General features: G+C 63.8%; 21 protein-coding genes. 5 read left to right on the top strand and 16 right to left on the bottom strand.

Annotated features, from left to right (window positions below; all coding sequences use genetic code 11):
- Positions 1-99: 99 nt before the first annotated feature.
- The 9 genes from PV760_RS18725 to PV760_RS18685 form a co-directional block, all read right to left on the bottom strand.
- Positions 100-897 carry a hypothetical protein gene (locus PV760_RS18725; protein ID WP_354628436.1) on the bottom strand — a complete coding sequence of 266 codons (798 nt, stop codon included), beginning with the start codon at positions 895-897 and terminating at the stop codon, positions 100-102.
- Entirely contained in the window at positions 894-1445 is a 552-nt protein-coding gene (locus tag PV760_RS18720) for an RNA polymerase sigma factor (RefSeq protein WP_018779854.1), read from the bottom strand. The genes PV760_RS18725 and PV760_RS18720 overlap by 4 nt, the downstream gene beginning before the upstream one ends.
- An 89-nt stretch (positions 1446-1534) precedes the next feature.
- Positions 1535-2263, bottom strand: coding sequence for a hypothetical protein (locus PV760_RS18715; RefSeq protein WP_354628435.1), 729 nt, complete (start codon positions 2261-2263; stop codon positions 1535-1537).
- A gap of 133 nt (positions 2264-2396) precedes the next feature.
- Positions 2397-3452 (bottom strand): Gfo/Idh/MocA family protein, encoded by a 1056-nt coding sequence (locus PV760_RS18710; RefSeq protein WP_354628434.1) that lies wholly within the window; start codon positions 3450-3452, stop codon positions 2397-2399.
- A gap of 192 nt (positions 3453-3644) precedes the next feature.
- Positions 3645-5372 carry an ABC transporter family substrate-binding protein gene (locus tag PV760_RS18705; protein WP_055973534.1) on the bottom strand — a complete coding sequence of 576 codons (1728 nt, stop codon included), beginning with the start codon at positions 5370-5372 and terminating at the stop codon, positions 3645-3647.
- A 76-nt stretch (positions 5373-5448) separates the two neighbouring features.
- On the bottom strand, positions 5449-7608 hold the full coding sequence (locus PV760_RS18700; RefSeq protein ID WP_018779850.1) for a dipeptide ABC transporter ATP-binding protein: 2160 nt from the start codon (positions 7606-7608) through the stop codon (positions 5449-5451).
- Positions 7608-8576, bottom strand: coding sequence for an ABC transporter permease (locus PV760_RS18695; RefSeq protein ID WP_018779849.1), 969 nt, complete (start codon positions 8574-8576; stop codon positions 7608-7610). Before PV760_RS18695 ends, PV760_RS18700 begins: the two co-directional genes overlap by 1 nt.
- Positions 8576-9559: an ABC transporter permease gene (locus tag PV760_RS18690; RefSeq protein ID WP_018779848.1), complete on the bottom strand. Its 984-nt coding sequence runs from the start codon at positions 9557-9559 to the stop codon at positions 8576-8578. Before PV760_RS18690 ends, PV760_RS18695 begins: the two co-directional genes overlap by 1 nt.
- 309 nt (positions 9560-9868) lie before the next feature.
- A complete protein-coding gene (locus PV760_RS18685; protein WP_055973619.1) occupies positions 9869-10483 on the bottom strand; it encodes a TetR/AcrR family transcriptional regulator in 615 nt (204 codons plus the stop codon).
- 124 nt (positions 10484-10607) lie between these two features.
- Between PV760_RS18685 and PV760_RS18680 the strand changes: the two genes are divergently transcribed.
- Positions 10608-11177: an NAD(P)H-dependent oxidoreductase gene (locus PV760_RS18680; protein WP_018779846.1), complete on the top strand. Its 570-nt coding sequence runs from the start codon at positions 10608-10610 to the stop codon at positions 11175-11177.
- A 171-nt stretch (positions 11178-11348) separates the two neighbouring features.
- Entirely contained in the window at positions 11349-12209 is an 861-nt protein-coding gene (locus PV760_RS18675; RefSeq protein ID WP_354628433.1) for a GerMN domain-containing protein, read from the top strand.
- A 37-nt stretch (positions 12210-12246) separates the two neighbouring features.
- Here the strand turns inward: PV760_RS18675 and PV760_RS18670 are convergent, their stop codons facing one another.
- From PV760_RS18670 to PV760_RS18660, 3 genes are all read right to left on the bottom strand, one after another.
- Entirely contained in the window at positions 12247-12786 is a 540-nt protein-coding gene (locus tag PV760_RS18670) for a hypothetical protein (protein ID WP_354628432.1), read from the bottom strand.
- On the bottom strand, positions 12767-13807 hold the full coding sequence (locus PV760_RS18665) for a hypothetical protein (RefSeq protein ID WP_354628431.1): 1041 nt from the start codon (positions 13805-13807) through the stop codon (positions 12767-12769). Before PV760_RS18665 ends, PV760_RS18670 begins: the two co-directional genes overlap by 20 nt.
- Before the next feature lie 99 nt (positions 13808-13906).
- Positions 13907-14755, bottom strand: coding sequence for an isocitrate lyase/PEP mutase family protein (locus tag PV760_RS18660; protein ID WP_354628429.1), 849 nt, complete (start codon positions 14753-14755; stop codon positions 13907-13909).
- A gap of 111 nt (positions 14756-14866) precedes the next feature.
- On the opposite strand from PV760_RS18660, the gene PV760_RS18655 reads away from it, so the two are divergent.
- The 3 genes from PV760_RS18655 (at position 14867) to PV760_RS18645 (ending at position 17083) form a co-directional block, all read left to right on the top strand.
- Positions 14867-16174, top strand: coding sequence for an aminotransferase-like domain-containing protein (locus PV760_RS18655; RefSeq protein ID WP_354628428.1), 1308 nt, complete (start codon positions 14867-14869; stop codon positions 16172-16174).
- Positions 16171-16599 (top strand): universal stress protein, encoded by a 429-nt coding sequence (locus PV760_RS18650; RefSeq protein ID WP_018779839.1) that lies wholly within the window; start codon positions 16171-16173, stop codon positions 16597-16599. The genes PV760_RS18655 and PV760_RS18650 overlap by 4 nt, the downstream gene beginning before the upstream one ends.
- Before the next feature lie 172 nt (positions 16600-16771).
- Positions 16772-17083, top strand: a complete 312-nt coding sequence (locus PV760_RS18645) for a hypothetical protein (RefSeq protein WP_018779837.1) — start codon at positions 16772-16774, stop codon at positions 17081-17083.
- A gap of 177 nt (positions 17084-17260) precedes the next feature.
- Here PV760_RS18645 and PV760_RS18640 read toward each other — a convergent pair whose 3' ends face one another.
- The 4 genes from PV760_RS18640 to pdhA are packed head-to-tail and all read right to left on the bottom strand — an operon-like array spanning position 17261 to position 21683.
- On the bottom strand, positions 17261-17857 hold the full coding sequence (locus tag PV760_RS18640) for a phosphatase PAP2 family protein (RefSeq protein WP_354628437.1): 597 nt from the start codon (positions 17855-17857) through the stop codon (positions 17261-17263).
- 37 nt (positions 17858-17894) lie between these two features.
- On the bottom strand, positions 17895-19454 hold the full coding sequence (locus PV760_RS18635; protein ID WP_354628427.1) for a dihydrolipoamide acetyltransferase family protein: 1560 nt from the start codon (positions 19452-19454) through the stop codon (positions 17895-17897).
- A gap of 55 nt (positions 19455-19509) precedes the next feature.
- Positions 19510-20490 carry an alpha-ketoacid dehydrogenase subunit beta gene (locus PV760_RS18630; RefSeq protein WP_018779834.1) on the bottom strand — a complete coding sequence of 327 codons (981 nt, stop codon included), beginning with the start codon at positions 20488-20490 and terminating at the stop codon, positions 19510-19512.
- Positions 20490-21683 (bottom strand): pyruvate dehydrogenase (acetyl-transferring) E1 component subunit alpha, encoded by a 1194-nt coding sequence (gene pdhA / locus PV760_RS18625; RefSeq protein WP_026267455.1) that lies wholly within the window; start codon positions 21681-21683, stop codon positions 20490-20492. The genes PV760_RS18630 and pdhA overlap by 1 nt, the downstream gene beginning before the upstream one ends.
- Between the last annotated feature and the right edge of the window lie 32 nt (positions 21684-21715).

Raw genomic sequence — 21715 nt, 5'->3', positions numbered from 1 at the left:
ACGCGCAGCCTTGGGGAACAACTTGACCATAAAACGCTCCATCAATCAGAGCGTTGCAACGACCCTATGACTTTGCCCGAGGAACATTGGCATTAACTGTCACTTCGCTGGGACTTTCGGGGCTTCCGGGACCGGGGGAATCAGCTGGGACGGGACCGGGACGGGGATGTCCGATGGCCCGAGCTTCGAGGGATCAAGCTTTGAGGGGTCGATCTCCGGAGGCATGACCGGCAACGAGGGAGCCGTGGGGAGCACACGCTTGCCAGGGTCGGGCTGCGACGGGCTCTTGGGATCCTGGGATGGGTTTCCGGGCGTCGCCGGGTGCGGTTCAGCGTGAGGTGTCCCGTCGGGGTTCCCGGGATCCGCCGGGCTGGGGTTGGCCTGTCCCGGAACCACTGCCGGTTGGCTGTCCTGATGTGCAGGGCCGGGTTCCGGGGTCGATCCCGCAGGGGCGGCGGGTTGCGGCGCATTGCCCGCGCCGGGAGCCAGTTGTGAAACCACCGAACCGATGGCCGCGCCAAGATGCTGGAAAGCTCCGGGAATCCCGCCCTCGGAGGCGGCAGCCGCTGTGGCGCCACCGGCCAGCGACACCGCCACGGCGAGGCCCGCAATGGCTGCGCGCCTCTTCTTCCACCGCCGTGCAGCCAACTCATCGGTTGCCGGGGTTTGCTCGGTTGCCGGGACTTGCGGCGTTACGGCAGCGGGTCTGGTAACCATCGCCCCACCCGCCATCAGCGCACGGACGGCCTCGGAGGGAATTGGAGCAGTGTCGGCCAGGGAGCGCAGCTCGAGAAGTTCGCTGCGGAGGTCCGTGCTGCCCTCAAGCCCGGCGTCGGCCAGCAGGGAATCGATGGCCTGCTGGTCATTGCCGCGACCGGGTGCGGTGTATTCGCTCATGATGTGCCGTTCCTTAGTAGCGCACGTTTCTTCAATGCGCCCAATGCCCTGCGCTGCAGCTGTTTCACGGACCCTTGGGATTTGCCCATGATGTCCGCAGTTTCTTCCACCGACAGGTCAGCAACGACCCGCAGTGCCAGGACCTCCCGATAATCCTCGGTCAGGTCCTCCAAAAGTTCCGTAACCCCCAGGCCGGACGCCCTTCCGAATGCCTGCTCTTCGGCCGACGGTGAGCGCCGGGTGTCGAAGTCGGCCTCGTACGGCGTGGAATCGGGGGTTCGTTCGCGCTTCCGGTAGTGATCCACCAGCCGGGCGTGCGCAATGGTGAACAGCAATGTCTTGGCTCCCTGCAACCCGCCGTGGAGAGTCTCCAGTTTGGGGTAGAGGGCAAGGAAGACGTCCTGCGTTACGGCCTCGGGATCGTCCACGCCGCGTGCTTTGAGATAGCCAAAGACCGGTCCGGAGAAGGCGTTGTAGGCAGCAGTGAAGAGCAGCGCGGGATCATCGTGATCCGCCTGCACATATTCATCAGCCAAGGGTTCAAGCACCCGTGGACGCCTCCCATCCCGCGTTATGAGGCAGGGCTCCTTGTCATCAAGCCAAGGAGCCCTGCCTTTAAACCGTAGCCGTTCTCCGCTTAGCGGACAGAATCGACGGGTGCTCCGTGAACAGCCGGCAGCTCAGTGGGGACCTGGGTAGGCAGCGACGGTACGGCCGGGACTGCAGGCACGGCAGGCACTGCGGGAGTGGCTGGAACAGCCGGGACGGCAGGCGTGGCCGGAAGTCCGGACGTAACGGAGGCATCGGCGTCGGCGTCTGCCTTGGCGTTGCCGTCAGCCTTGAGTCCGGCAGCCTTGCCGGCTTCCACCACGGCCTCGCAGTGCGCCTCTACGTTGGCCTCGCCACCGGCAGCGATGGTCAGTGACTTGAAGCCGGCAACCTGGGCGTCGGCCTTCAAGCCGCCGTTGAGGAAGGAAGTGCACAGTCCGAATGCTTCAGGCGACGTGGCATCTTCCAGGGCTGCCTTGGCGTCGTTGATTGCGTCACTGGCAGCGCCGCTGACTTCGCCCTTGGCATCCTTCGCAGTTGCCTTGCCGGCTTCTGCGGCGTCATTCGCTGTTGCCTTGGCGGTCTCGACGGCGTCTGCCGCCTTGGCCTGGGCAGTTTCCGCTGCGTCGGCTGCTTCACCGGCAGTTCCGGCAGCGAGGGGGGCAGGTGCACCTACGACGTCGTGGGCGGTCTGCTGGATTTCGGTGGGAAGAGCGCCATTGAAGGCAGCGACGCCGGTTCCGCCGACAGCAACAGCTCCGGCAGCCAGGACGCCTGCGGCGACTTTGCTGGTGGCAAGGACAGTGAACAAGGACATGAAACCCTCCGACAAACGATTTTGGGATTGCCCCGGCAGCTGTTGGGTGGCTGCCGGATGATCAGCGTGCGGACGTGGCCCGCACTCCCTTTACATCGCTGGGGGCGTTGGTGAGGTTACGCTTCGTGCAGATTTATTTTTTTCGGGCCAGATCCCGGGCCTGCTCAATGAGTTTCAGGACCGCCACTGAGTCCGCCGGATCCACAGGTGCCGGACGCGCGGAGGCGGTTCCGCCGTCGTCGAGCTTTTCCGCGAGGAGGCGATAGAACTCCGGGTAGGCGCCGCGCTCGGTGGGGATGGTGGAGCGCTGGCCGTCCACCTCCAGGATGCCGTAGTCCTCTTCAGGCTCGACGCCGTACTGCGGGTCCGTGGGCAAACCGCCACCCAGGACAAACGGCTCCTGGGGGTCGGTGCCGAACTTCGCGAAAGCACCCTGCGTGCCGAGGATCCGGAACCGCGGGCCGTGGAGGTGGCTGTTGAGGTTGATGGTGACGTGGGTGATTACACCGGAGTCGTGCCGGAGGACAAGGAAGACGTCGTCGTCGGCGTTCTCCTGGGGGCGGCGGGCAGCGATTTCGGAGTAGGTGACCGTAGCCGGGCCAAAGAACCGGAGCGCGAGGTCCAGGACGTGGGTCCCGAGGTCGAACAGGACTCCGCCGCCGTCCTCCACCGTGGCCCCGGCTTTCCAGGCTTTTGCAATTTCCGGCGCCCACCGCTCCATGCCTACCTCGAACCGGGTGACGGTACCCAGCGTCCCGGCGCCGAGCAGTTTCCGCACGGTGAGCGCATCGCCGTCCCAGCGCCGGTTCTGATACACCGTGAGGACCCTGCCCAGCCTGGCTGCCAGCTGGATCAGTTCCTCGCCTTGCGCACTGTGGGTGACGAACGGCTTATCGACGACGACGTCGAGCCCGGCTTCCAGCGCGGCTTTAGCAAGCGGGTAGTGGGTTGCCGGCGGTGTGCCGAGGACGATGAGGTCCAGTTCATCGGCGAGGGCCAGGGCGTCGGCAGGGGTGTTGACGATCTTCGCCCGGGGATAGCGTTCCTTGGCCTTGGCCTGCCGTTCCGCGTCCGAGGTGGCGATGACGGCGAGCTCATAGGCCGGGTTGGCGGAGATGTAGGGCGAGTGGAAGACACTGCCCGAAAGTCCAAAGCCTGCGACTGCGGTACGGATCGGCTGGGAAGTCATGACCCTAGGCTACCGATCCTCGCTCACGTAATAGCCCCTTTCCGGCAACCCTCGATCACCAGGTGAGCAAGCGATTGGCTCAAGCACGCGGAACGTGAGCAAGCGATGGGGACGGCGAAGGCCGGGAACCTCCGCGAACCGATGATCAGGTTCAGGGAGATTCCCGGCCTTCAGGAAGTTACTGCTGCAGGGCTACTTCTTGGCGCCCTTTTCCCAGCCGAGGGTGGTCCAGTCCGGAACGTTGGAGAGGCTCTTGAACAGGGACGGGCCGTAGTTGGCCAGGCCCTTGTGCACGAACTGGATCTCCGGGCCGTTCAGCACGGTTCCCATGGAGAAGTACTTCTCCATGTGCTTCTTTTCGACGTCCATGGCCGCTTTGTTGCGCTCCGTGTCGTCGGCGATGGTGGCAAGGCGCTTGATTTCGGCGTCGAGCTCAGCATCGCCCAGGCCGTTCTCGTTGGTGGTGGAGTCGTAGTACTGCTTCACGGCGTCCGTTGCGTCCGCACCCACGGTGTAACCGGAGATGGTCACATCGAACTCGCGGGATCCAACCACCTTGCCGAAGTCGGCGTCACCGCGCTGGTCAATGCCAACATCCATGCCGGCTGCCTGGAGCTGCTTCTGCAGGGTCTGTGAGGTTGCAGCCGTGGTGGGGTCGTCACCGAAGTTGGTGATCTTGAAGGAGACAGGGACGCCGTCCTTGGCCATGATGCCCTTGTCGTTGGCCGTGTAGCCGGCGTCAGTCAGGACCTTTTTGGCAGCCTCGGCGCCCGTATCCTTCACGGGGTAGTTGTCCTGGTAGTACTCGGAGAACGGCATGAGCATCATCGAGCCCGAGCTCTCTTCGGACCAGTTCAGGCCGTTGAAGCGGACGTCGCGGATGGCCTTGCGGTCCACGGCGGTGAAGATTGCCTTACGAACGGCAACGTCCGTCAAGGCCGGGCGCTTGGCGTTCAGGTTCAAGCCACCAGCGAAGAGGCGCTGGCCGCGGCGAACGTCAGCGTCCTTGGTGCCCTCTAGCTGCTTGTAACGGCCAAGAGTACGGCCGCTCGTCGCGTCGATCTCACCATTCTTGAACGCTGCGATGGTTGCGCTCGGCTCCATCTGGCGCCAGATGACCTTCTCGAGAACCGGCTTCTGGCCCCACCATTTGTCGTTCGGGACCATCGTGACGGTCTTGGCAGTGGTGTCGTAGTTCTCCACCTTGAACGGACCGGCCATCCATTCAGGGTGCATTTCTCCCGCGAAGCCCTTGTTGAAAATCTCGGGTGTATTGATGGCGGGGTGGATCAGGCCGAAGAAGAGACCTTCAAGGGGGAAAACGGGCTGGGTTGTGGTGACGATGACTTCTTTGTCGTTGGCACCGGCCTTGACCGAATCCACGAAGGCGTAGGCACCAGCGGTGACGATGTCGATGGACTTGTCTTCGCCGCGGAGCATCTTCCACGTGTTCTCGAAGGTCTTCACATCAATGGGAGTGCCATCGTTCCAGGTCGCCTTGTCGTTGACCTTGATGGTGATGGTCTGCTTGCCGTCCTTGACTTCGCTGGTCACCGATTCGCAGAAGTCCTTGTTCGGCTCAGCCTTGCCGTTGAAGTCCAGCTTCCAGCAACCGCCGATGCCGCCGCTGCTGATCGCAGCGGTGTTGACCGGAGTCATCACGGCCGAAGTATCAGCGCTGTTGCCCACGTTGGAGAAGCCGTTGAAGTCCGGGCCAATGCTTCCGACGGCCAAAGTGACCGTGCCGCCCTGTTCCAGATCCTTTGCTTCTTTGGCGTTGACGCTAATCAGTTTGCTGATGTCGCCGCCACTCTCTTCTGCCTTCTGGGAGGCAGGACCCGACGGCGTTCCCCCGCCGCAAGCGGTCAGCATGAGCGTTGCTGCGAGTGCTACGCCGCCGATCGTCGTGTACTTCTTCATGGTTTGCCCTTCATGTTTACGACTGAAATAACTTTGCGAGTTGAGACCAGGGATTTATTCAATGCGTCATATGTCGTCAGGCATGCACCACCAGCATCTCGGCATCCAGCTCTCCGTCCGGGAAGAAGCAGGCAAAGTCCTGCGCGCCCTCCGCCTCGGAAGTCAGTGGCGGCTCCAGAGTAAGGCACTTCTCCTGCTTTGCGGCAGGTAGCGCGGCAAACACCGGGCAACGTGTAGCGAAGTTACAACCCTTGGGCGCATCAAGGGGGCTGGGCAGGTCACCCTGCAGGATGATGCGTTCGCGGGTACGTTCCAGGTTCGGGTCCGGAACCGGGATCGCGGACAGCAGGGCCCGGGTGTAGGGGTGCCGAGGGTTGTCGAAGACGTCGTCCACGTTCCCGGTTTCCACGATCTTGCCCAGGTACATCACGGCCACCCGGTCCGAGATATGGCGGACGACCGAGAGGTCGTGGGCGACCATGAGGTAGCTGAGGCCAAGTTCGGCGCGGAGCTTGTCCAGCAAGTTGATGACCCCGGCCTGGACGGACACATCCAGCGCGGACACGGGCTCGTCCAGGACAACCAGCTTGGGGTTGACTGCGAGCGCCCGGGCTATGCCGATGCGTTGCCGCTGGCCGCCGGAGAACTGGTTGGGGAAGCGGTTGACGTGGTCAGGCTGCAGGCCCACCAGCTTCATGAGTTCCATGATGCGTTTCCTGATGGCGGCCTTGGGCATTCCCAGGTTCTCCAGGGGCTCGGCCAGGACCTCGTACACGGTGAAGCGTGGGTCCAGGGCACCCGTGGGGTCCTGGAAGACCATCTGCATTTCCTTGCGCATGGCCATTTTGGTCTTGTGGTCGGTGGCTACCTTGTTGCTGACACCGCCGATGACCACTTCGCCCACCTGGTCCGGATGGAATTCCATGATCTCCAACAGCGTGGTGGTCTTGCCGCAGCCTGACTCGCCCACAATGGAGACGCACTCGCCCTCGCGGATGTCGAAGCTGAGCCCGTCCACGGCCTTGACCGTGCCGATCCGCCGTTTGATGAGAGCACCCTTCAGCAGGGGGAAGTGCTTCTTGACGTCCTTGAGTTCCAGGACCTTGTCGCGTTCGGTGCGGGCAACGCCGTCGAACTTGGAAACCGGTTTGGGCGGCGCATGGAAAATCCGGTGCGCGTCCGCATTGCCGGAAAGCTCGCCGGATTTGATGCAGGCTGCCTTGTGGTCCAACGTCCCGGTCTCGGATCCGGGTACTGAAATGAGCTCCGGCTCGCCGTGCAGGCAGGCGTCGCTGACCATGGGGCAACGGGCCGCGAAGGAGCACCCCGTCACCGGCAACGCGAGGTTGGGTGGGGTCCCCTCGATGGGAACCAGCGACTGCTTGGTGGCTGTATCCACGCGCGGGACAGCACCCAGCAGGCCCAGCGTGTAGGGCATCCGGGGGTTGTAGTAGATGTCCTCCACAGTGCCGGTTTCCACGGGCTTGCCCGCGTACATGACCATGATGTCGTCGGCCATGCCGGCGACCACGCCGAGGTCGTGCGTGATCATGACGACGGCGGCGCCGGTCTCCTCCTGCGCGGTGTGCAGGACTTCGAGCACCTGCGCCTGGATGGTGACGTCGAGCGCCGTCGTGGGTTCATCAGCGATGAGTACCCGCGGATCGTTGGCGATCGCGATGGCGATCATGACGCGCTGGCGCATACCACCGGAGAACTCGTGCGGGAAGGCCTTCAGCCTGTCCTTGGGGCTCGGGATCCCCACCATGCGCAAGAGGTCGACGGCGCGGGCTTCTTTGGCCTGCTTGCTCATGGTCGGGTTGTGGACCGTCAGCGCCTCGATGATTTGGTTGCCCACTGTGTAGACGGGCGTCAGCGAGGACAGCGGATCCTGGAACACCATGGCGATGTCGCTGCCGCGGTGCTTGCACATTGCTTTGTCGCTCAGGCCAAGGAGTTCCTTGCCCTTGTAGCGGACGGAGCCTGTGATGTCAGCGGTTTCTGGGAGGAGACCCATGATGGCCATGGACGTCACGGACTTGCCGGAGCCGGATTCGCCCACGATGCCCAGGGTCTTGCCTGGCATGAGGTCGAAGTCGACGCCTCGGACAGCGTGGACCACGCCGTTCTCGGAGTTGAAGCGGACGTTCAGGTCGCGGACGCTGAGGACGGCGTCGCCGGGGGCGTAGAGTCCGGCGTCGCGGAGGCGCTCGGCGGGAGTGGTGTTGGTGCTCATCAGTTGGCCACCTTCGCAGTCTGGGGCTTGGTCCGCTTCGCCCGGCCGATGGAGCTGGAGCTGGGGTCGAAGGCGTCACGGAGTCCGTCGTTCATCATGGCCAGCGAACCGGTCAGCAGGAACATGACGGTGAGCGGGACCCAGAACATCCACGGGAAGGAGGACACCTGGCCCGTAGCCTGGCCGATCAGGACACCGAGGCTGACGTCAGGGAGTTTGATGCCGATGCCGATGAAGGAGAACGCCACTTCGGCCAGCACGGCACCGGTGATGCCTCGGGTGAAGTCGAGGACCAGCAAGGAGCCGATGTTCGGAACCAGGTGGCGCCACACGATGCGGCGGGACGGGACCCCCATGTACTTGGCGGCTTTGACGTAGTCGCGCTGCATGAGCGACATCGACAACGAGCGCACCAGACGGGCGGTACCCATCCAGCTGAAGAACAGCAGGACGACGATCAGCAGCAGCCAGCTGGGAAGGTTCTTGAGCCCGCCGCTGCCGCTGGTGGCCACCGCCACTACCAGGATGGCGGGCATCATGATGAGCGCCTCCAGGATGAACAGCATGGTGGCGTCCACCTTGCCGCCAAAGAAGGCCATGGTGCAGCCGTAGACCGCCGAGATCACGACGGACACGCCGCCCACGATCAGGCCGATGAAGATCGAGATCCTGGTGCCCTCGACAATGAGCGCCATGAGGTCGATGCCGGCCTGCGTGGTGCCCAGGAGATGATCCGGCGACGGACCCATGCCGATGTTCAAAGGATCGATGGTGTCCTTGTCCCATGGAGTCAGGAATCCGCCGAACAGGGAGAACAGGAACAGCGCCAGGAAGATGAACAAACCGGCGACGGCGGTCCGGTTCCGCATGAAGCGACGGAAGATGATCCGGGACTTGCCGATGACCACGTCCTGGTCGGCTACACGGGACTCGTCGATTTCGGCGATCGGGTCAATGATGTTTGTCATTACTGGACCCTCACTCGTGGATCGACCAGCGTGGTGGCGAAGTCGGCCAGGATGGCGCCGATTGCGAAGATGACTGAGCCATAGGCCAGCGTCGCAGTGGCGACGTTGACGTCCTGCAGGCCGATGGACTGGATGCTCCACAGGCCGATGCCCGGCCAGGCGAAGATGGCCTCGGCGAAGAAGCCGCCCGTGAAGATGGCAGGAATGGTGAATGCGATGCTCTGGGCCACCGGGATGAACGAGACACGCAACGCATGCTTTCGGATGGCCTGGTTGCGGGTGAGGCCCTTGGCCCGGGCCGTGCGGACGAAGTCTGCGTTTACGTTGTCCAGGAGGTATTGCCGCTGGGCGATTTGGTAACCGGCCCAGCCGAAGACGGTCATCGCGAAGGTGGGCACGGCGTAGTGGGCCACAAGGTCAACGAAAGCGGGCCAACCCGGGTCTATTCCCGGCGTCGAAATTCCCGTCACGAAGAAGATGCGCTCGCCGACAGCCTCATTGATGCTGATGGCACCCAGCTGCACCAGGAAGTAGGCAATGGGCGCCGGAAGGATGTGGACCAAGTAGCTGTAGGACGTGATGGCGCGGTCCTGGAACTTGTATTGCCGTGCTGCGGAGTAAACGCCCAGCGCCACTCCGATGATCAACGTCAGGATGATCGAAGCGATGAACAACCGGGTGGAGACCATGACGCGGTCCGCGAACTCTGCGTTGACGTACGCGCCGTTCGGGCTGCGCCCCCAGTCCCAGCGGGTGACGATGCCACCGAGCCACTGGATGTAGCGTTCCCAAGGGTTCAAGTCCGGGTCCAAGCCCAGTCCACGGAAAGACGCAGCTACCTGTTCAGGGGTTGGCCGGGGGATCTTCTCTTGTTCCAAGACGGCCGGCTTAAGCGATGAGACGGCCAGGAAATACCCGGCGCTGGTGGTCAGGAAGATCATGATCAGGTAGATGCCTGAGCGCTTCAGCAGATATTTCAGCATGTCGGGTGGCTGCCCCGAATCGTGGCAAAACTCAAAGCTCGTCCTTCCGCGGTTCCCGGCTGTGGCCGGCGTCAGCTACGAATTGATGCAGCGGGTTCTTGGTGTCCCCCACACCCCTTCAGTGATCACCAGCCCTGTATGGCATGCGTCACATTCAAGAGGAAACTACCACAATAACTGCTTCACGTTTTGCTTCCGGGCGGCCAGTTTCACGCCTGCAGCCAGATTGTTATGTGCAGACTGCGTCACGAAAACGGCGACGACGCCACTTGGGAAGCCATAAGCCGGGACCCCAGCGGGAACTTGGAGCTAGGTGGTCTTCAGGAGCCGGGTGATGAGTTCACGCCAGGAGTCCGTGAGGCGCCGCGGCGAAATGCCCCGAACGCGCACGTCGTCGACGATCCGCTCAGGGTCCAGGGCGTAGGTCAGGGACATGGCCATAACCCAGGGATCCGCGATGCCCGCCTCCCGCAGCAGGACCTCCATGTGCCGGTGCGAAAGCTTCGTCGCGGGGACATCGAATCTGTTGCGGGTTGCCGCGCCGGCAGCCTTCAGAAGCTCACCGTTTTCCAGGACGAAATAGATCCGCCCTTCACCGAAAGCCACCAAGCGGTCTTCAGGCGACGCGCCCGGACCCAACGGCGGAGGCCCGAACATGAAGCCGCGCTGGAATTCGGACTCGGCGTCACTGAGCAGGGTCATCATGAGCCCGGCCCGGCTGCCAAACCGCCGGAAGACGGTGCCCTTGCCCACCTTCGCTTTGCACGCGAGGGCGTCCATGGTCAGCGCGTCGGCGCCGAACTCGTCCACCAGCTCACGGGCAGCGCACAGCAAGCGCTCGCGGTTCCGCGCGGCGTCGCTGCGTTCGTGCGGCAGTCCTGGCGTCCCCAAGGGCGCGTCAGGCTGGAGGGGGATGAAGCTCACAAGAAACATTCTAGACCCGGGAATAGAAACCGGACCGTAGTCCGTTTAGTATCGGTGAAGGCTCCAAAGCCCCAGAAACCGCAGGCCGGGTTCCCACAGACCCGGCCAGACACAAGGAGACAGCATGTCCAAGAGCACCGTTCTGACCCTCGTCGGCAGCCTCCGCGCCGATTCCCACAACAAGAAGCTCGCCGAAGCCATCCAGCTGAACGCGCCCGAGAACGTTGACGTCCAGATCCACGACTCCCTGGGCAACATCCCGTTCTACAACGAGGACATCGACGTCGAAGGCCAGGTTCCCGCCGAAGCCGCAGCCCTCCGCGCCGCAGCAAACGACGCCGACACCATCCTGCTGGTCACCCCCGAGCACAACGGCACTGTCCCCGCTTCGCTGAAGAATGCCATCGACTGGCTGTCCCGCCCCTTCGGCGCCGGCGCCCTCTCCGGCAAGCCGACCGCCGTCGTCGGAACCGCCTTCGGCCAGTACGGCGGAGTCTGGGCACAGGACGAAGCCCGCAAGGCTGTCGGCATTGCCGGCGCGAAGGTCCTCGAAGACGTGAAGCTGGCCGTCCCGGGGTCCATGATCCGCTTCGCTGAACTGCACCCCAAGGACGACGCCGAGGTCGTAGAGCAGATCAAGGGCATCTTCGAGCCGCTGACCGCCGCCCAGGAAGACGAGGAAGCAGCAGCCTAGTTTTCCGGTTGCCCTGCCCCCGCTCCGCTTCTTGCGGGGTGGGGGCATTTGTCTTTCCGGCCGTCAGTCTTTCCGGCCGTCGACGCCGGGGTGCGTGATCAACTCTTGTCCGAACCGTCACCATAGCGGCATTACGCGCTCCGGGATCCCGTCCTAACGTTGGAAGTACAGGTGGACGGACAGGAGCGCGGGGCTGTCATGCATGCCGGACGGGGAACCAGGAGTACGACGGCGATCACGGCTGCGTGCCTCGGTTTGGCGCTCTGGTTGGCCGGCTGCACCCCGGCCCCGGAAGCTGTCACGTCACCAACGCGCACCTCCCTCCCCACGGTCACCCTGCCATCACCTGCCGCACCCAGCCTGTCCGCGACTCCTGCCCCGTCCCCTGACCCGCCTGCTGCCGTTGCCTCGGCTGCAGGGATTCCCTCGGTTGCCGTCCCAGCGGCACCGCCTCCTGCAGCACCATCCCCTGACGCCACCTCGGCTGCTGCTCGTGCCCCTTCTTCGGCTCCGTCCAGCGGCCCACCGGGTACGAACCCGCCGCTTCCCGCCGTCGAGCCTTCGCCTGAACCCGGCACCAGCGCCCCCGAACCATCAGCGACGGCCACGGTAGTCCCGGTGGGTTCCGGCGGTTCCGGCCCGGCGGTGTACTACGTCGCTATCGACGACGGCGGGGCGCGCGGCGTGCGGTTCGGCTGCAACGACAGCCTGGTTCCGGTACGTGGAGTGGAAGTTCCGGGCGATCCTTTGTCCGTGGCCCTGGGGCGCTTGCTGGAAGCCGGCATGCCCGTGGACAGCGACGCTGCTCTCTACGACTCGCTCGCGGACTCTTCGCTGAAATTTCTTTCCGGCTACATGAGTGGATCCACGGTTGTGGTGAACCTCAGCGGATCACTCCGCCCCGCCGGAGTCTGCGACATTCCCCGGATCCAGGCCCAGCTGACCCACACCGTTGTATCGGCCACGGGGGCGTCGCGGGCCGAGATCTACGTCAACGGACGCACCCTCACGGAGGCACTGAGCGTGCGCTGAGGGTTGCGCTGCGTACGTGGCGGATGGGCGGGAGCGGCTAGGCCGTTGCGATCGCCAGCACCCGCCTGAGAGCCCAGGCCACGCGCAACAAAGCCAGTACTGAGGCGAACGTCAGCAGTAAGGTCACAGCCTCGGGAATCCACAGACCCGTCCGCGTGTCACCTTCGAGGACAAGCGTGACCAACGCTGCAACCACCAGAAGTCCCAGCCCGGGAATGGCGAACAGGAACACTTCGCCGATCTGGCGGCGGTGGGTAGCTGACAGCCTCTCCAGCGGGAGCTCGCGCTGGCCCGGCGCAGACTTTTTCCCCAGAACATTGATCAGCAAGGAGACACTCGTGAGGGTGAGCCCGGCCGTGGCTCCGGCCAAGGTGGCCAGAGTTTGAAACAAGGCCCGCCGCGCACCGGGGTCCACACGTTCCAGCAAGAGAGGTTGTCCGGCCATGGCAGCGATGCCCACCCAGAGGGTGAGGGCCAAGGCAGCCCAGAGGTAGTCGGCTGTTGGATGCAGCAGGAACCAACGCCACAACGGCCTGCGGCGGCCAGGGCGGTCAACGTCAACCTCGTACAAGCTCATGACCCGACCCGTCCTGGGGCTCCCCGGCTTCTTCGGCTCTCACTACTGCCGCGGCGAGAGCTGCACGCACGGAGGCCATCCCGCCTGCGACCAGGTCCGGAACCAGACTGGAGTCAGCAGTTCCCTTGACGTCCGGCAACGTCCTGGCGAAGAACGGCTCGTTGTCCCTGGCCTGCTTGTTGAGGATCGCAATGGCCTCCGCGGTGGACTTCTGCGGGTCGTTGAAGAAATCCGGGTCCACTTCGATGTGCGAGATGAACCGCTCCTTCAGCAGGTCCACCACCTCGCGGTCACCGGTCAGGGAGTCCTTTCCCTCCGCCACCACGTAGTCGAAATGCTCCACGGAACCTGCCTGGCGGAAAAGATCGATCAACCGTTGAATGCGCTCCCGGATCCGCCGCTTGTCATTGGCACTTCCTGACCTGCCGACGCTCAGGGAGATCCGGAAGGTTCCTTGGTTCATCAGGCGCGAGGCACTGTCCAGAACGTCAGCCCATTCGCCTTCCATCAGCTTTCCCGACAGACGCTCGGCGGGCAGGGCAAACTCGAAACGGCTCACCTCCAGCCGGTCAAGGATTTCCTCGATGTCTTCCCTCACCACGGGAACCAGAACGGGTTCCAATCCCAGCACCCCTTCCAGGTACTCCCCCATCCTGGACGCCCTGGGTCCGTTTCCAGTAGTGAGCACAGCCATCACGTTGCGCTTGAGGAAGGCGAAGTAGGTGGTTTCCAGCAAATGATCCCCGGGCCCCAGGGGCAACGGCTTCCGCCTGCCCAGCGCATCACCAACACTGGGCAGATTGGTATCCCGGACGCGGTCGAGAAGCAGCACCGGATAGGGCGATGTTGCTACCGCCTGGGCAAGCATCACTGTCCCGTCCGCACTGGTGAAATGTCTGTCCGTTCCGGCTTCCCGGGCCTTCATCAGGACTTCGGCCACGCGGCGCGCTGGGAACGGACGGACGAGATCGGCGCCGTTCAGTTGCTCGATCCGCCAGAACTGCACACTGCGCCGTGCCATGCGCCCCTCCCTTCGCCGCGATGCCTTCTTTCTGTTCCCAAGCTATCGGCGGGGTCCGACATTAAAGCCGGGCACCGTCGTCGTGCGTTTAACGCGGGTTCACAGGCTGTATTTGGGACCCTGTTCGAATAACGCATCCATTTCGTCATGGCTGCGGGTGCCGGCAAGACCTGCCCAATTTCCGTCCCCCAGAATCTCCTTGGCCACGCGCGCCACCTTGGCGTAAGCCGCCTTGGCCGTGTTGCCGCCGATGCTGACGCGACGGACACCGGCGTCATGCAGTTCAAGGGGCGACGGCGCCCCAACTCCAGCCAGCGCATTGAGCGGCGCCGGGATTTGGTTGGAAAGTTGGTGCAGGACGTGCAAATCGACGACGCCGGGCACGAAGATCCCGCTGGCCCCTGCGGTGAGGTACGACTCGGCACGGCGAAGGGTTTCCTCGTAGGCGGTGTCCGCGAAGCGGCCTGAAAGATAGGTGTCGGTGCGGGCATTGATGAACAACGGGATCCCGCGCTCGTCAGCGACCAGGCGGATCAATGCGATCCGGCGCGATTGCTCGTCGATGTCGGTGAGCGGCTCGGCAGCCGAGTCTTCGATGTTGATCCCCACGGCCCCAGCGTCCAGGACGGCGTGGACCGTGGCCCGGAGCTCATCATCGGTACGTCCGTAGCCCGTTTCGACGTCCGCCGTGACCGGCAGCGTGGTCGCGCCCACCACCCGGCCCAGTGCGGCCATCGCCAACCCCCACGGCACATGGTCCCCATCCCGGAAGCCCAGGCTCCAGGAGACGGCGGAGCTTGAGGTGGCGATCGCCGTCGCACCGGCTTCCTGGACGACGCGGGCGGAGGCCGCGTCCCACACGTTCACGAGCACCAGCGGCGTGGGCCCGGCGTCGTGGAGTTTGTGGAACTGTTCGGCCTTGGTCACGGATCCCCGGTGCGCTGTCATAGCTACATTCCAACCGCTCACATCCGTGGCGTAAAGCTCGGCCTCAAAATGCATGTCGGATTCGAAAACAAGTGTTGCCTAATTAGCAACATCGGGGAGTATCCTGAGACTGTGACCCACGAAACATTGGATGCCGGCGCAACGCTGCCCGCTGAAGCCATCGACGCCATTGAGCGGGCCGCCACGGCTGCTCACCCGCACGAGGAACTGTTCTCCGCGCGGGCCGCCAACATCAAGCAATCCGCTGTCCGCGATGTCTTCGACATCTCCATGCAGCCGGGCCTTGTCTCCCTCGCCGGAGGCAACCCGTACCTGCAGTCGCTGCCCTTGGAGAAGCTCGGCCAGACTGCCGCGCGGATCATCGCCGAGGAAGGAATGACCGCCCTGCAATACGGCGGCGGCCAAGGCACGGAAGAACTGCGCGCGCAGATCTGCGACATCATGGCCGCTGAAGGAATCACCGACGCCCGGCCCGAAAACGTCGTCATTACGGCCGGATCGCAGTCCGCGCAGGATGTCGCCACCAAGGTCTTCTGCAACCCCGGAGATGTGGTCCTGGTGGAAAACCCCACCTATGTGGGCGCCCTGAACACGTTCGAGGCGTACCAGGTGCAGGTTGAACCTGTGGAAATGGACGACGACGGGTTGGTACCTGAGCTGCTCGCGGCCAGGATCGCGGCGCTCCAGTCAGAGGGCAAGAACATCAAGTTCCTCTACACGATTCCCAACTTCAACAACCCCTCCGGAATCACACTGGCGCAGGAACGCAGGCAGCGCATCGTCGATATATGCCGTGAAGCGAATATTATCGTCCTCGAGGACAACCCCTACGGACTCCTGCGTTTTGACGGTCGTCCCATCGCCCCCATGCGTGCGGCGAACCCGGATGACGTGATCTACCTCGGGTCCTTCTCCAAGATTTTCGCCCCCGGACTGCGGATCGGCTGGGCGCTGGTTCCCGCCCATCTGCAGCGGCGCTTCTACCTGGCGTCCGAGGCCGTGACACTCTGCCCGCCACCTCTGAACCAGATGATCGTCTCGGCCTATCTGCGCGATTACGACTGGCAGGGACAGATCGACACCTACCGGACGCTCTACTCCGAGCGTTGCGAGGCCCTGCTGTCCGCCCTGGACGAGTACATGCCCGCGGGCCTTTCGTGGACCCGGCCGGCCGGCGGCTTCTTCGTGTGGGTTACCCTGCCCGAGGGCGTGGACACGTATCCGCTCCTCGGAAAGGCGATCGACGCCGGCGTCGTCTTCATCCCCGGCGCAGCCTTCTCGCCCGCCGACGGCCCCTCCAACAAACTGCGCCTCGCCTTCAGCGCGGTGCCGCCGGATACCATTGCCGAAGGCGTGCGACGCCTGGCACCTGTCCTGACAGAAGCCATCAAAGCCACCACTGAAGGAGCAGCACAATGACCGGAGTTGTGATTGTAGGAGTCGACGGCAGCGAGACGGCGATGAGGGCGGCGCAGGCAGCACAGCAGCTGGCGCTCGGACTGGGAGCCAGCCTGCGCGTTGTCAGCGCCTTCGACAGCAACCGGACCGAGGTGGTTGAAATCGGCACCGACAAGTGGATCGTGTCCGACGCCGCCGAAGCCGAAACCGTAGCCCGCACCGTAGCCGAGCGCCTCGCTCACGAAGGCCTCGAAGTGACCTACTCCGCAGCCCGCGGCAAGCCGGGCGAGGCCTTGGTCAAGGAGGCCGAGATGCAGGACGCCCGCCTGATCGTCGTGGGCAACCGACGCATGCAGGGCCTGGGCCGCGTCCTCGGCAGCGTGGCCAACACGGTAGCCCACACGGCCCCCTGCGATGTGTACATCGCCAAGACCGACCAGCCCTAAAGCGAGCTGAATCACTGCGCCGGGTGGGGAGACTCACCCGGCGTTTGGCGTATTTCAGGCCGGTCAGCAAACCGAACCGTTATAAAATCGAGATGCCCCCAATGGCGTGAGCCGCCATCCACTTCTCGATTTCAGGGGAACTTTCTTGCTTACCTTGCAGCCGCGCCAGCGCGTGGGCCACGACATCCTGCTTGCCCGCCACGGCAACACCATCAGCACCATGCGCTACGACCGCGCCAACAACCAGGTCATCGCAATGCTCGATGACGGCTCCTGGGACAGCGCTCCGAACATGATCACTCCGGGCCTCGAGATGCCCGAGACCATCGGCAGCGTGTTCCGCAAGGATTGGCGCTTCCTCTCCCTGGCCTGCGTTGCGATGGTCACCGTAGCGGCGGTTGCCATGGGTATCAGCGTTGAGCTGGCCAACCACATGTCGACGACCGAGCTCCAGGCACTGCTGGTGAACTACCCGGCGTTCTAGCCGAATTCAAGGGCTTCCCGGGCACCAGGCCGCCTGCGGCGGACCAGGAAGACCGTTAGCCCCACGGCCAGCCAGGCCGCGCCGAGCAAGTAGGGAGTTGGCGAGGTGCTTCCGGATTGCCACAGTCGACGGCGCAGAGCTCGTGGCGGACCGGCCTCCACGGCTGCGGCTGCGCTGCTAGAGCATGAGCTCCCGCAGCAGCCACCACAGGCCTGCAATCACAATGCCGCCGAACAATGATCCCGCTATGACCTGCCCCAGGGTATGGGCGCGAAGGACGAGCCGCGACCAGCCCACGGCAGGTACGAGCACCAGCAGCGGAAGCCACGCGGGACCGAACATGAGGATAGCGATGACCACGGCCGCCGCTAGTGCGGAAGCGTGCCCGCTCATCTTCCAAAAAGCACTGACAACAGCCAGAACCGCGATGCCCCCGATCAGGGCGATGATCATCACGGACACACTGACCGGCCCGCCCAGCAACTGCAGCACGAACAGTCCAAGCACCACGGATATCAGTGCCATCAGAAGCAACGCCGGCCTCTGCCGCCGGTCGCTGACATGGTGGTCGGTGATCCGGCCCAGCTTGACCATCACCAGGACATAAGCCAGTGGCAGCACGCAAACAAAAAACGCTCCCAGCAGCCCGAACCACATGGTTCCCGGGAATCCAGGCTCGATCGCAGGACTGATCAGCAGCAGGATCAGGACAACGGCCGGTGGCTGGAAAACCTCCGTCAGAACGCGGGCCAAGGTCCGCCACGGACCTGTCACCAGCTGGGGCGGCGGGTGGCCCGCTTCTGTCTTCTGTTCAGTCAAGCAGCAGCGCCGGTTCCTCAAGAATGGCAGCAACATCTGCCATGAAGCGCGCCGACAAGTCGCCGTCGACCACCCGGTGGTCGAAGGAACCGCCAAGGGTGGTAATCCACCGCGGAATCACTTCGCCATCCAGAACCCACGGCTTCTGCTTGATGGTGCCGAAAGCAATGATCGCCACTTCGCCCGGGTTGATGATCGGTGTGCCGGTATCGATTCCCAGTGCACCGATGTTCGTGATGGTCAAAGTACCGCCCTGCATTTCGGCAGGCTGCGTCTTTCCCGCGCGGGCCTTGGTGGCCAGCTCATTGAGCGCCAGGGCAAGTTCCTTGAGGGAAAGGTCCTGGGCGTCCTTGATGTTCGGGACCATGAGGCCGCGCGGGGTAGCTGCGGCGATTCCCAGATTCATGAAGTGCTTGATCTGGATCTCGGCCCCGCCCTTGCCGTCAGCGTCCTCAACCCAGGTGGCGTTGACGCTGGGGTTTCGGGCTGCTGCCCAAATGACGGCCTTGGCCAGAATGAGCAGCGGAGACACCCTAATGCCTTCAAAATCACGCGAAACCTTGAGCCGCTTGACGAACTCCATGGTCCGGCTGGCGTCGACATCCACAAAGATGCTGACGTGGGGCGCCGAGAAGGCGGATTCCACCATGGCCTTGGCTGTGGCTTTGCGTACGCCCTTGACCGGCACGCGTTCGACCCGCTGCTCCTGCGGCTTCCTCGAGGCGCCCCAGAACGTGTCTGCCTGATCGAGCTCGGCGTCGCGCTGGGCCTGGTAACTGACCAGGTCCTCACGGGTCACTTCACCGCGTTGCCCCGTGGCCACGACATCGGCGAGGTCGATACCAAGATCACGGGCAAACTTGCGTACCGGCGGCTTGGCCAGAACTTTGTTGACCAAACCGCTGATGGTGCCGCCGAAAGCCGCGCCTCGGGTGGCCGCGGGCTGCTGCGCAGAAGGTTGCGCCGCCGGGGCTGCCGGCGCCTGCTGCACGGGTTCGACGACGGCGCGGGCCGGCGTCGGGCGCTGCGAAACCGGCGCTTCGGCTGCTTTCGCTGCCAGGACCGCTTGGTTGTCCTGCACGGTTCCTTCAGCGTTTTCGGCGACTCCGGCAGCCTCAACCACAGCGCCGGCGGGGCGTTTGCGGGCACGGCGCTTGACGGCGTCGGCCTTGGGACCCGAACCGACCAGGGGGCCGCCGGCGGGCTGTTCGCCGGCCTCGGCGGTGAGCTTACCGTACAGGGGGGTGAAGGTTTCCTCGGCGACCGCCGCAGGGGCCGGGGCGTCGGGGGCGGCTTGGGCGTCGCCGTCCTGACCTTCCGAGACAGCGATGATCGCCGTTCCCACCTCCACGGTTATGCCTTCTTCCACCAACAGCTCCGTGACCGTGCCGGCAAAGGGCGACGGCAGTTCAACGAGGGACTTGGCGGTCTCGATCTCACAGAGAACGTCGTTGATCGCAACGGTGTCGCCCGGTTTGACCTTCCAGGCAACGACCTCGGCCTCGGTCAGGCCTTCTCCGACGTCCGGCAGGTTGAATTTCTTTACAGTCACAGTGGTCCTCGATTTTCCGGTTACCAGGCCGCGAAGCCGGGCAGGATCAGACGGGTTAGTAGGCCAGGGAGCGGTCTAGGGCTTCGAGGATCTTGTCGATGTCCGGCAGGTAATCCTCTTCCACCTTTGCAACCGGGTAGGGCATGTGGAAACCGCCCACACGGATGACCGGGGCTTCGAGGTGCAGGAACGCCCGCTCGCTGATGCGGGCCGCGATCTCACCACCGATGCCGCCAAAGGTCGGGGCCTCGTGTGCAACGATCAGCCTGCCGGTCTTTTTGACGGAAGCTTCCACAGTGTCAAAGTCCAAGGGTGAGATGGAACGCAGATCGATGACCTCGATACTCCGTCCGTCCTCGACGGCAGCGTTTGCAGCTGCCAACGCCACCGGTACCAGCGGTCCGTACGCGACGATGGTGGCGTCGGAGCCCTCCCGGACAACGTGCGCCTTGAACGGGTCCGCGGAAAGACCCGGGTTCTGGACATCGACCTCACCCTTGAGCCAGTAACGGCGCTTGGGCTCGAAGAAGATCACGGGATCCTGGCACTCGACGGCTTTCTGGATCATCCAGTAGGCGTCGTGGGCGTTGGAAGGAGTGATGATGCGCAGGCCCGCGGTATGTGCGAACAAAGCCTCCGGCGACTCGGAGTGGTGCTCAATGGAACCGATACCGCCGCCGTAGGGAATGCGGATGACAACGGGAACCGTGAGCTTGCCCAGGCTCCGGGCATGGATCTTTGCCAGCTGCGTAGTGATCTGGTTGAAGGCCGGGTACACGAAGCCGTCGAACTGGATCTCGCAAACGGGCGAATATCCGCGAAGGGCCAAGCCGATCGCAGTGCCCACGATCCCGGACTCGGCCAGCGGCGTATCCAGGACGCGGTCGTCACCGAATTCCTTGATGAGGCCGTCAGTGACCCGGTAGACACCACCGAGGTGTCCGATGTCTTCACCCATCAAGAGTGATTTGGGGTTTCCCGTCAGAGTTGCACGGAGACCTTCGTTGATGGCCTTGGCAATGGTCATTGTTGCCATCAGTTGGCTGCCTCCTGGTCGCTTTCAAAGCCGGCAGAGTACTCCTCGAACCAGGCCAATTCCTCTGCAATCAGCGGATGTTGCTCGGCGTAGACGCTGGCGAACGCGTCGCGGATGTCGGGGACTTCCAGCCCGTGGGTGGTGCTGCGTACGTACTTGGCAAGTTCGTCGCCGTCGGCCTTGACCTGCTCGAAGAACGCCTCGTCGGCGAGTCCTTCGGCCCGAAGGTACTTTTCCAGGCGGTCCAGCGGATCCTTCTCGCGCCAGGCAGCCTCTTCGGCCGACTCCCTGTACTTGGTGGGATCATCAGCCGTGGTGTGGGCACCAACCCGGTAGGTGTAAGCCTCGATCAGGACAGGCCCGCGGCCCTCGCGGGCATGTTCCAGGGCCCACTCCGTGACGGCGTGGACCGCGATGACGTCGTTGCCGTCAACCCGGATACCCGGGAACCCGTAACCCTTGGCACGGTTGGCCAGCGGAACCTTGGTCTGGACTTCGGTCGGCACTGAGATGGCCCAGTGGTTGTTCTGGCAGAAGAACACCACGGGCGCATTGTAAGACGCCGCGAAAACCATGGACTCGTGAACGTCGCCCTCTGAGCTGGCGCCATCTCCGAAGTAGGCGATGACTGCGGCTTTGGGGTCAGACGATTCCGTGGCAGCAGCAGCCTTCTGGTCCCGCTGGATGCCCATGGCGTAGCCGACAGCGTGGAGTGTCTGGGCAGCGAGTACCAGCGTGTACAGGTGGAAGTTGTTCTCGCGGGGATCCCATCCGCCGTTCGAGACTCCACGGAACTGCTTCAGCAGCTCTGCGAGGTCCACGTTCCGGACCAACGCAACTCCGTGCTCCCGGTATGTGGGGAAGATGTAGTCCTGCGGCTGGCTTGCGTGCCCGGAACCGATCTGGGCGGCTTCCTGGCCCGTCAAGGGAACCCACAATGCGAGTTCGCCCTGGCGCTGGAGCGCGGTGGCTTCCTGGTCAAAGCGACGTATCCTGGCCATGTCGGTGTAGAACACCCGGAGTTTCTCGGGGTCGATCCGCTTGGCGTAGTCCGAGAAGATTGGGTCCGAACCCAGCGCCCCGTCGGGTCCGAGCAACTGCACCATTTCCGTAGGTTCGCCTGGTGCGGCTGCTAACGCGGTTGTCGCCGCGAGAGATTCTTCCGTCCCGGGGGGCAGTTGTGTCGAGCCCATTCCGTCTCCTTGCTTTGCCATGGCAGGTTGCC

Origin of the sequence: Paenarthrobacter sp. CC6, assembly GCF_040560085.1 — a bacterium.
In the GTDB taxonomy this organism is placed as follows: domain Bacteria; phylum Actinomycetota; class Actinomycetes; order Actinomycetales; family Micrococcaceae; genus Arthrobacter; species Arthrobacter nicotinovorans.
This window is presented reverse-complemented; position numbering and strand designations above follow the sequence as displayed.

Excerpts from the sequence above, each read along its gene's own strand:
- PV760_RS18710 (WP_354628434.1), bottom strand. The coding sequence starts at position 3,452 with ATGACTTCCCAGCCGATCCGTACCGCAGTCGCAGGCTTTGGACTTTCG.
- PV760_RS18700 (WP_018779850.1), bottom strand. The coding sequence starts at position 7,608 with ATGAGCACCAACACCACTCCCGCCGAGCGCCTCCGCGACGCCGGACTC.
- PV760_RS18725 (WP_354628436.1), bottom strand. The coding sequence starts at position 897 with ATGAGCGAATACACCGCACCCGGTCGCGGCAATGACCAGCAGGCCATC.
- PV760_RS18695 (WP_018779849.1), bottom strand. The coding sequence starts at position 8,576 with ATGACAAACATCATTGACCCGATCGCCGAAATCGACGAGTCCCGTGTA.
- PV760_RS18665 (WP_354628431.1), bottom strand. The coding sequence starts at position 13,807 with ATGGCACGGCGCAGTGTGCAGTTCTGGCGGATCGAGCAACTGAACGGC.
- PV760_RS18650 (WP_018779839.1), top strand. The coding sequence starts at position 16,171 with ATGACCGGAGTTGTGATTGTAGGAGTCGACGGCAGCGAGACGGCGATG.
- PV760_RS18630 (WP_018779834.1), bottom strand. The coding sequence starts at position 20,490 with ATGGCAACAATGACCATTGCCAAGGCCATCAACGAAGGTCTCCGTGCA.
- pdhA (WP_026267455.1), bottom strand. The coding sequence starts at position 21,683 with ATGGGCTCGACACAACTGCCCCCCGGGACGGAAGAATCTCTCGCGGCG.
- PV760_RS18670 (WP_354628432.1), bottom strand. The coding sequence starts at position 12,786 with ATGAGCTTGTACGAGGTTGACGTTGACCGCCCTGGCCGCCGCAGGCCG.
- PV760_RS18690 (WP_018779848.1), bottom strand. The coding sequence starts at position 9,559 with ATGCTGAAATATCTGCTGAAGCGCTCAGGCATCTACCTGATCATGATC.
- PV760_RS18660 (WP_354628429.1), bottom strand. The coding sequence starts at position 14,755 with ATGACAGCGCACCGGGGATCCGTGACCAAGGCCGAACAGTTCCACAAA.
- PV760_RS18705 (WP_055973534.1), bottom strand. The coding sequence starts at position 5,372 with ATGAAGAAGTACACGACGATCGGCGGCGTAGCACTCGCAGCAACGCTC.
- PV760_RS18715 (WP_354628435.1), bottom strand. The coding sequence starts at position 2,263 with ATGTCCTTGTTCACTGTCCTTGCCACCAGCAAAGTCGCCGCAGGCGTC.
- PV760_RS18680 (WP_018779846.1), top strand. The coding sequence starts at position 10,608 with ATGTCCAAGAGCACCGTTCTGACCCTCGTCGGCAGCCTCCGCGCCGAT.